The following is an 8,166-nucleotide window of genomic DNA, read 5'->3' on the forward strand; positions in this document are numbered from 1 at the left end:
AGGGCTTCCTGACGGAATTCAGGCGAGTGCTGTTTACGGATCTTTTTGATGGTTGATGCTGGTTTTGTCATGTGAGCTACCTCTGGTTGAGAGTTTACTCACTTAGTCGCGTGTCCACTATTCGCGGGTAGGATCAGAACAAAGTTCGTCGACAGAATAGTCGCCTGGTTGCAATATCGACACAACCTCGTGGCAGGGTAAATGTTCATAGGGGGAAGCATCCATCCGGATTGTGGATGTTGCCCATGCTATGTTTTTACTCACATTTTTGTTTAATTCTGAGCCTGTATAGATTTTAAATTCGATGTCGTGTAATGCCCAAAACAGATGCTCGATTTCTAACTTTTCAGCAACCCGAAGTGAAGGAATGCCGTCGGGTTTTACTGCAAATGCTTTGTATTTTATATCCCCATTAGCATTTTTAATCGTCAGAAGAAAATCGGTTGTCATGACATGCAGCGCTACAGGGCCTTTTATGCCTTTGATTGTTGGATGTTTTACCCCAATGTGGTTGGCAATCCGTTCTGTGAGGGTAAGGGGTAAGAGGGGAAATTGCTCACGAATATCAACCACCGATTCATTAAATTCGGCCTGGTAGAAAAAATCACTTTCTATAGAAGACATGAAGTGGTGTTTGCGCATGGTTTTCAGGCCAAAAATCACAGAGCGATTACCGTAAGATGGTACATCCTGGACCCTTAGCCAGGGCTGGTAATCCTGTAGATGCCCTAATCCAACCCCCTGACCTAGAGCCTGTTCGTAATTCTGGTAGGAGTTAAATTTTCTTCCTCTGCTCATGATAAATGTGCCACTAAATGCCCCGTCGTATGCTGAATTCAGTTAACTTAACCTAAATTTAAGTATACAACTTTAATGTCATTTTTCGAGCCTAGAGTTACAACTTTAACGTTTAATGTACAACTTTATTGTCACACCACAACTCCTTCGTGTTTGTCTTCAGTTGTGATACGCTAACATTCAAACTAACTTTTAGTAAGTACGTACAAAAAGGTAAGTATTAAAATGACGAATCCAACCCTGAGTGAGCAACTGCGTGATGGCAATTTGTTTGCTGAGCAGTGTCCCTCCCGCGACGTGCTTAAACATGTGACCAGCCGCTGGGGCGTGCTGATCCTCGTGGCTCTGCGTGATGGCACGCACCGTTTCAGCGATCTACGCCGAAAAATGGGCGGCGTGAGTGAGAAGATGCTCGCGCAATCGTTACAGGCACTGGAGCAGGATGGCTTTGTCGACCGGGTTTCTTACCCCGTGGTGCCGCCTCATGTGGAATATAGCCTGACGCCGCTGGGTGTGCAGGTGAGTGAGAAAGTAGAGGCGCTGGCAGACTGGATTGAACTGAATCTGCCTCAGGTAATGGCGAACTGGAACGAGCGGGCGGCATAAGTGGCCCGGCTGATTTGTAGGCCGGGCAAGCGTCAGAGCCGCCCGGCATTGAGGTTACTTCGACAAATCGACCTGATACACCGCGAAACCAATCTCGTCGGTGCCCACCTGTTTCATTGGATACTGTGCTTTCTCTTTGATAAAAGCGGCTGCTTTTTCAGAAGGTGAGGTTTCAAATCGGATATCCAGCGGCGTGGCGGAATGGATCGGCGCCAGACGCCAGTTGTTATCCGCTGCCGGGTGGATTTCACCGCTCTTCTTCGACTCAGCACCAATCCACGCTGCCAGCACCGAACGGTTCTCATCCGGGGAAGCGAAGGCGATATGGCTGTCACCTGTGCCTGCAAACTTCCCGCCGTAGGCGCGGTAATTGTTGGTTGCCACCAGGAAGGTCGCTTTCGGATCGATCGGTTTGCCCTCAAACGTCAGATTTTTAATGCGTTCTGAGTCAGGGTGCAGACGCTGACACTCCCCGTCATAACGGGCAGGTTGAGTCACATCAATCTGGTACTTCACGCCATCAATCACATCGAAGTTATAAGTGCGGAAGTCGTTCCAGTTGATAAGCGACTGCGGTTTGCTGCGGGTCGGATCAATCTGGTTAAACTGCCCGGCAGAGCACTCCAGCCACTCTTTCACCTCTTTGCCCGTGACTTTCATCACCACCAGCGTATTCGGGTACAGATAAAGGTCAGCGGCGTTGCGGAAGGTCAGCTGGCCTTTCTCGACTTCGGTGTAGCTCGCCGGATCGTTTTTACGTCCACCAGCTTTAAAAGGCGCTGCGGCAGAGAGCACCGGCAGTTTCGCCAGATCCGGATCGCCCTGAATAAAGTGCTCCACGTAGGCTTTCTGCGCCATATTGACGACCTGAACAGTAGGATCGTCCTGAACCAGCGACAAATAGCTGTACATGTTGTCCGAAGATTTACCAATCGGCTTGCTGACAAAGGCGCGAGTGGCATCATGATCGGCTTTCAGCACATCAACCAGCTTGCTGTCTTCTGCGGCGAGGGATTTCTTCGCCACCGGATCGTAAATCGGACGCGCTTCGGCCTTCGCCTGTGTTACCTGCCATTTGCCGCTGTCGTTGTTTAACACCAAATCGACCACCCCAAGATGATCGCCCCACATGCCCGGCATCACCGCAGGCACGCCGTTCAGCAAGCCTTTCCCGATATCTGCGCCTTTGATGCTGGCGAAGTCTTTTGACGGGAACACGGCATGAGCGTGGCCGAACATGATGGCGTCCACGCCCGGCACCTGGCTCAGGTAGTAAACAGAGTTCTCCGCCATCGCGTGATAAGGGTCTGCCGACAAGCCTGAGTGTGCGATGACGACGACCACATCCGCCCCTTTTTCACGCATTTCCGGCACATACTTGCGCGCGGTTTCGGTGATGTCGTTAACGGTGACTTTCCCGCTGAGGTTGGCTTTATCCCAGGTCATGATTTGCGGCGGCACAAAACCGATGTAGCCAATGTTGAGCGTCTGCGTTTTGCCGTCCTGATCGGTAACCTGAGTGTCTTTAATCAGATAAGGGGTGAAAAGCGGCTTCTTGGTCTTAACATCGATGATGTTGGCGTTAACGTACGGGAACTTCGCACCATTGAGGGCTTTGTGAAGATACTCGAGGCCGTAGTTGAACTCGTGATTGCCGAGGTTGCCCACCGCGTAGTCGAGTGTGTTCATCGCTTTGTAAACCGGATGCACATCTCCCATTTTTAAGCCTTTAGCGGCCATATAATCGCCAAGTGGGCTTCCCTGAATCACGTCGCCGTTGTCGACCAGCACGCTGTTTTTGACTTCACCGCGTGCGGCATTAATCAGGCTGGCGGTGCGCACCAGGCCAAATTTTTCCGTCGCGCTGTCTTTGTAGTAGTCAAAATCCATCATGTTGCTGTGCAGGTCAGTGGTTTCCATGACTCGCAGCTCCACCGTCGCGGCCTGCACGCTGGCGGCAATCAGCGTGGCAAGGAGCGTTGCGCTAAACTTAATCATCAGAGCGGTCCTTTTATTGATCAGGGGCACAAAAGCCAAAAGGGTATACATCCTGTTGCTTTCAGAAGTGTGAAGGTTGCCAGAAAAAAGTGTCAGGAACCGGGCAACGCTTCACAGATAGCGCAATTCAATGCGATGGGATATAACTAAAACAACGAGTTAACACCACTGTAATGAAACCGAGGTGGAAAATGCTGGAACATGTATGTCAGCTTGCACGGAACGCAGGTGAGGCCATTATGCAGGTCTACGATGGCGCGAAGCCGATGGACGTGGTCAGTAAAGCCGATGATTCTCCGGTGACGGCGGCGGATATCGCCGCGCACAACGTCATTGTCGAAGGGCTAAGTGAGCTTACGCCGGATATCCCTGTGCTGTCGGAAGAAGACCCGCCAGGCTGGGACATTCGCCAGCACTGGCAACGTTACTGGCTGGTGGACCCACTGGATGGCACTAAAGAGTTCATCAAGCGTAACGGTGAGTTCACCGTCAATATCGCGCTGATTGAAAAAGGAAAGCCTGTGCTTGGCGTGGTGTATGCCCCGGTGATGAAAGTTATGTACAGCGCTGCGGAAGGGAAAGCGTGGAAAGAAGAGTGCGGCGTGCGCAAACAGATTCAGGTGCGCGACGCGCGCCCGCCGCTGGTGGTGATCAGCCGCTCACATTCGGACGATGAGCTCAAGGAATACCTTCAGCAGCTTGGGGAACACCAGACCACGTCGATTGGCTCATCGCTCAAATTCTGCCTGGTGGCAGAAGGGCAGGCGCAGCTTTATCCGCGCTTCGGGCCAACCAACGTGTGGGACACCGCAGCAGGCCACGCAGTTGCTATGGCTGCCGGGGCGCATGTTCACGACTGGCAAGGTAAAACGCTGGATTACACCCCGCGTGAATCGTTCCTGAACCCCGGCTTCAGAGTCTCGCTCTACTGACCGAGCAACTTATGCAGCAGGGCAATCACCTGCTGCACCTCTTCCTGCGTGAGTGCGCCATCTTTCGCCCACTCGACGCGACCGCTTTTATCCAGCACCACAATCGCGGAACTCTTTTCTTCGAGCTGCCAGGCCTGGCGTACCAGCCCATTGCTGTCCACGATAAACTGCGACCACGGGTAGAGCTTTTTATTGCTCTCGATGCTGCTGCGCACAAACATTCCGGACCCCGGAATCGCATCATCGGTGTTGACGATGGTGGTGGTCTGGTACTGGTCATGGGGGAATTTTGCGGCCTTGATCGCTTCAATCAGCGTTGCGTTTTTCTCTTTAGCAGATGTACGCCCGGCAATATGTTGTACAACTCTCACTTTGCCAGGCAGCTGCGAGCTATTCCAGTTTTTATAGCTAAACTCATCATTATCAAGAATGAGTTCGCCACGGTCGGTGATGCCCACAGGCGACACGCGTTGACCGTTTTCAAAATTATGTGCAGAGGCCATCAGTGGCATTAGCAGGCATGAAATCGCCATCAGCTTACGTAAAGTCATGGTGTTTCCTTATTTTATGCAGGTGATCCGACCACTTAGGTGTCAGCATTAATCATAAGTGCGAATGATGATGTTTTCCCGCAATCGCAATGCCAGTTTGCGGGTGAACGCACATAACCGCGAGAAAATGAAGGTTTATACTGCTTTCATCGTAGTTCTGAAACGATAATTCTTAAAAATTGTCATCAAACGGTAAATATACTTATACAGACTGGGTGCCCCGGTCGATATGGACTATAGTTTTAGTGCATTAATTTTGCGCCCCGGAACGCGGAGCCGATTGTGGAGCCGTAAGGGCGTGATACTCAGCAGGAGATAAAAATGAAAATTTTCCAAAAGTACAACCCGCTTCAGGTGGCGAAGTACGTGAAGATCCTGTTTCGTGGACGGTTGTACATCAAGGACGTGGGCGCTTTTGAATTTGATAAGGGCAAAATCCTTATCCCGAAAGTGAAGGACAAGCAGCACCTTTCGGTGATGTCCGAGATCAACCGTCAGGTTACGCGTCTGCAGACAGAGATGGCGTAATCAACCAACGTGCTATGCAGTAAGCAGTAAAAAAACGGCTCCCGTGATAAGGAGCCGTTAGTGTTTCTGGGGCGAGGTGAGCGCTGAGGCATAAGAAACCGCTATTGGACAAAGCGATAACCCACTGTTTGTATGTTGCTAATATATAACAAGTAAACGGGTAATCTGATGTTCACGATCAAAACCGACGATCTCTCTCATCCTGCCGTTCAGGCGTTAGTGGCTTACCATCTTTCCGGCATGCTGGAGCAATCTCCACCAGAAAGTAGCCACGCTTTGGATGTGCAAAACCTGCGCGATCCGGCCGTGACCTTTTGGTCGGTGTGGGAAGGGGAGCAGCTCGCAGGAATGGGGGCGCTGAAACTGCTTGATGAAAAACACGGCGAGCTGAAATCCATGCGCACCGCACCAGATTTTTTGCGACGTGGAGTAGCGAATCTGATTGTGCAGCATATCCTGCAAACCGCGCATGCCCGATGCCTGCAACGTCTGAGTTTAGAAACAGGAACTCAGCCCGGGTTTGCCGCTTGCCATCAGCTTTACAGCAAGCACGGTTTCGTTGACTGCGAGCCGTTTGCTGACTATCAGCCCGATCCCAACAGCCGGTTTATGACTTTGGTATTGCGGGGTGAAAATGAAGCATTGTGACGTGTTCAGTATTTAACAAATGAACGCTGAGTTTCTTTAGTGGGATTCTGGATGTCGGTTTTGTGCCAGGAGCGGAAGTTGAAGCCCGCAAAAGCTTAAAGGCAATACCATCCGGAACGCCGTGCCATCGCACGGCGTTCAGGCTCACCCTTCGACTAACTGATGAGCCAGGCGATTATGTTGCTCGATAATGAGCGGCACATCAGCCGTCGTCACTCGACCATTTTCAACTACGATTCGACCATTGATAATATTGTAAGCCACTTTACCCGGGTTACAGAACACGAGTGCTGAAACCGGATCGTGCTGCGCCCCCGCCAGACCAATACCATCAAGACTGAACACCGCGATATCCGCCATCATCCCAGGAGCCAGCATACCGATGTCATCACGATTGAGGTTTTTCGCCCCACCAAGCGTCGCGATCTCCAGAGCTTCACGGGCAGTCAGCGCTTGCGGACCAAATCCGACACGCTGTAACAGCAGCGCCTGACGCACTTCGGCCATCATGTCAGAGCTGTCATTCGAGGCTGAGCCATCTACACCAAGCCCAACGTGCATCCCGGCATCCAGCATATGACGAACGGGCGCAATGCCCGATCCCAGACGCATGTTTGAACATGGGCAGTGCGCAATCCCCGTTCCCGTTCGTGCAAACAGCTTCATGCCGTAGTCATCGAGCTTCACGCAGTGTGCATGCCACACGTCATGTCCGACCCACTCCAGATCCTCCACGTATTGCGCGGGAGTTTTGTTGAAAGTCTTTTTGCTGTACTCGATATCGCTGACGTTTTCCGCCAGATGGGTATGCAGCGAGACGCCGTAAACACGCGCCAGTTTAGCGGAATCGCGCATCAGCCCTTCACTGACCGAGAACGGGGAGCACGGTGCGACCACAACGCGGATCATCGCCCCGCGTTCAGCATCGTGGAACTGCTCAATAACGCGCTGGGTATCTTTGAGGATGAACTTTTCGTCCTCAACAATCGAATCTGGCGGCAAACCGCCCTGTTTTTTGCCGACACTCATGCTGCCGCGACAGGCATGAAAACGCATCCCCATTTCCTGAGCTGCTTCAATGCTGTGATCCAGTTTGATGCCATTAGGATAAACATATTGATGATCGCTGGAGGTGGTACAACCTGAAAGCATCAGTTCCGCCATGGCGGTTTTGGTCGCCACTTTCATCATTTCAGGGGTTAGTTTTTCCCAGACAGGATACAGTGCGCTCAGCCAGGTAAAGAGTTCCCCATTCTGTGCCGCTGGCACCACACGAGTCAGACTCTGATACATATGGTGGTGGGTATTAATCAGGCCAGGAATGACAATATGGCCTTTCAGATCGATAATCCTGTCCGCCGTTTGTGGTACGTCCTTTTCCGAACCAACAGCAATAATGGTATTACCCTTAATAAAGATGCAGCCTTTTTTAATTTCACGCTTATCTTTGTCCATGGTCACGACCATGTCGGCATTTTTCAGCAACAGCGTTTTACCGGCTGCTGGAATAGCACTGACATTTTGACTGGCGGTAACAGAGGAGAGTAGCTTTCCTTTGGCTGTGGCGGGTAACGTGGTGAGTAAGGGGGCAAGCAGCGGTGCTTTAACGAGCAAGCGACGTAGCTGGTCGGGTTCTTGATCCTTCATCATGGCTCCTGATTTACAATGAATGACAGACAATTCATCCCTATGGTAATTCAGTGCATTCAACTCAATATGAGTAATGAATGGAATAGCTATTTTTGCATATTAAAAAAACGGCTACTTGAGTTATTTGCATTTGCCTCGGCTTTGGCTGACGTTATAGTGATGGGCTGGCCTGCCTCCGGGATTAGATACAAACCTCAGTTAGTAATGTCGTTTGGTTGACTGGGGGACTATCGTTGACAATAAGCGGTTTGGCCGGACTCTGGAATTCATCAAACTGGTGCAGGGTTAGCGTGACTATAACTGCTCTAAGACTATCCCGGCTTTGTTGAATAAATCAGATTTCGGGTAAGTCTCCCCGAAGCAGGTTGTGTTTTCAGGCAATACGCACGCTTTCTGGCATACCTGCTTTCGTCATTTTGTTCAGCGCTCGCACCATGGCCATTGCCTCCGCAACC

General features: G+C 51.1%; 9 protein-coding genes. 4 read left to right on the forward strand and 5 right to left on the reverse strand.

Annotation, left to right across the window (positions count from 1 at the left end):
* Nucleotides 1–117: 117 nt before the first annotated feature.
* Nucleotides 118–798 (reverse strand): TnsA endonuclease N-terminal domain-containing protein, encoded by a 681-nt coding sequence (locus ACRCWW_RS18565; protein WP_438683707.1) that lies wholly within the window; start codon nucleotides 796–798, stop codon nucleotides 118–120.
* A gap of 225 nt (nucleotides 799–1,023) precedes the next feature.
* On the opposite strand from ACRCWW_RS18565, the gene ACRCWW_RS18570 reads away from it, so the two are divergent.
* The gene (locus ACRCWW_RS18570) at nucleotides 1,024–1,404 is read left to right on the forward strand and encodes a winged helix-turn-helix transcriptional regulator (RefSeq protein ID WP_330983367.1); all 381 of its coding nucleotides are present in this window, start codon (nucleotides 1,024–1,026) and stop codon (nucleotides 1,402–1,404) included.
* A 54-nt stretch (nucleotides 1,405–1,458) separates the two neighbouring features.
* Here the strand turns inward: ACRCWW_RS18570 and ACRCWW_RS18575 are convergent, their stop codons facing one another.
* Nucleotides 1,459–3,402: a bifunctional 2',3'-cyclic-nucleotide 2'-phosphodiesterase/3'-nucleotidase gene (locus ACRCWW_RS18575; protein ID WP_438683708.1), complete on the reverse strand. Its 1,944-nt coding sequence runs from the start codon at nucleotides 3,400–3,402 to the stop codon at nucleotides 1,459–1,461.
* Between the two features lie 191 nt (nucleotides 3,403–3,593).
* Here ACRCWW_RS18575 and cysQ point away from each other — a divergent pair, with 191 nt between their 5' ends.
* Complete coding sequence (gene cysQ / locus ACRCWW_RS18580) at nucleotides 3,594–4,334, forward strand: 3'(2'),5'-bisphosphate nucleotidase CysQ (RefSeq protein WP_438683709.1); 741 nt, start codon at nucleotides 3,594–3,596, stop codon at nucleotides 4,332–4,334.
* Here cysQ and ACRCWW_RS18585 read toward each other — a convergent pair.
* Entirely contained in the window at nucleotides 4,328–4,885 is a 558-nt protein-coding gene (locus tag ACRCWW_RS18585) for a YtfJ family protein (protein ID WP_438683710.1), read from the reverse strand. The genes cysQ and ACRCWW_RS18585 overlap by 7 nt on opposite strands.
* Before the next feature lie 321 nt (nucleotides 4,886–5,206).
* On the opposite strand from ACRCWW_RS18585, the gene ACRCWW_RS18590 reads away from it, so the two are divergent.
* Nucleotides 5,207–5,413, forward strand: coding sequence for a DUF1107 domain-containing protein (locus ACRCWW_RS18590; RefSeq protein ID WP_097162707.1), 207 nt, complete (start codon nucleotides 5,207–5,209; stop codon nucleotides 5,411–5,413).
* A 168-nt stretch (nucleotides 5,414–5,581) separates the two neighbouring features.
* On the forward strand, nucleotides 5,582–6,061 hold the full coding sequence (locus ACRCWW_RS18595; protein ID WP_438683711.1) for a GNAT family N-acetyltransferase: 480 nt from the start codon (nucleotides 5,582–5,584) through the stop codon (nucleotides 6,059–6,061).
* A gap of 144 nt (nucleotides 6,062–6,205) precedes the next feature.
* Here the strand turns inward: ACRCWW_RS18595 and ACRCWW_RS18600 are convergent, their stop codons facing one another.
* Together ACRCWW_RS18600 and ACRCWW_RS18605 are read right to left on the reverse strand one after the other, a co-directional pair.
* Entirely contained in the window at nucleotides 6,206–7,708 is a 1,503-nt protein-coding gene (locus tag ACRCWW_RS18600) for an 8-oxoguanine deaminase (protein WP_438683712.1), read from the reverse strand.
* Nucleotides 7,709–8,084: 376 nt separating this feature from the next.
* A partial coding sequence (locus ACRCWW_RS18605; protein WP_259293634.1) for a hypothetical protein occupies nucleotides 8,085–8,166 on the reverse strand: 82 nt, incomplete at its 5' end.

Origin of the sequence: Scandinavium sp., assembly GCF_051650185.1 — a bacterium.
Taxonomy (GTDB): domain Bacteria; phylum Pseudomonadota; class Gammaproteobacteria; order Enterobacterales; family Enterobacteriaceae; genus Scandinavium.

Bases quoted from the DNA above. Each gene is read 5' to 3' on its own strand.
- ACRCWW_RS18565 (WP_438683707.1), bottom strand. From the start codon at position 798: ATGAGCAGAGGAAGAAAATTTAACTCCTACCAGAATTACGAACAGGCT.
- ACRCWW_RS18570 (WP_330983367.1), top strand. From the start codon at position 1,024: ATGACGAATCCAACCCTGAGTGAGCAACTGCGTGATGGCAATTTGTTT.
- ACRCWW_RS18575 (WP_438683708.1), bottom strand. From the start codon at position 3,402: ATGATTAAGTTTAGCGCAACGCTCCTTGCCACGCTGATTGCCGCCAGC.
- cysQ (WP_438683709.1), top strand. From the start codon at position 3,594: ATGCTGGAACATGTATGTCAGCTTGCACGGAACGCAGGTGAGGCCATT.
- ACRCWW_RS18585 (WP_438683710.1), bottom strand. From the start codon at position 4,885: ATGACTTTACGTAAGCTGATGGCGATTTCATGCCTGCTAATGCCACTG.
- ACRCWW_RS18590 (WP_097162707.1), top strand. From the start codon at position 5,207: ATGAAAATTTTCCAAAAGTACAACCCGCTTCAGGTGGCGAAGTACGTG.
- ACRCWW_RS18595 (WP_438683711.1), top strand. From the start codon at position 5,582: ATGTTCACGATCAAAACCGACGATCTCTCTCATCCTGCCGTTCAGGCG.
- ACRCWW_RS18600 (WP_438683712.1), bottom strand. From the start codon at position 7,708: ATGAAGGATCAAGAACCCGACCAGCTACGTCGCTTGCTCGTTAAAGCA.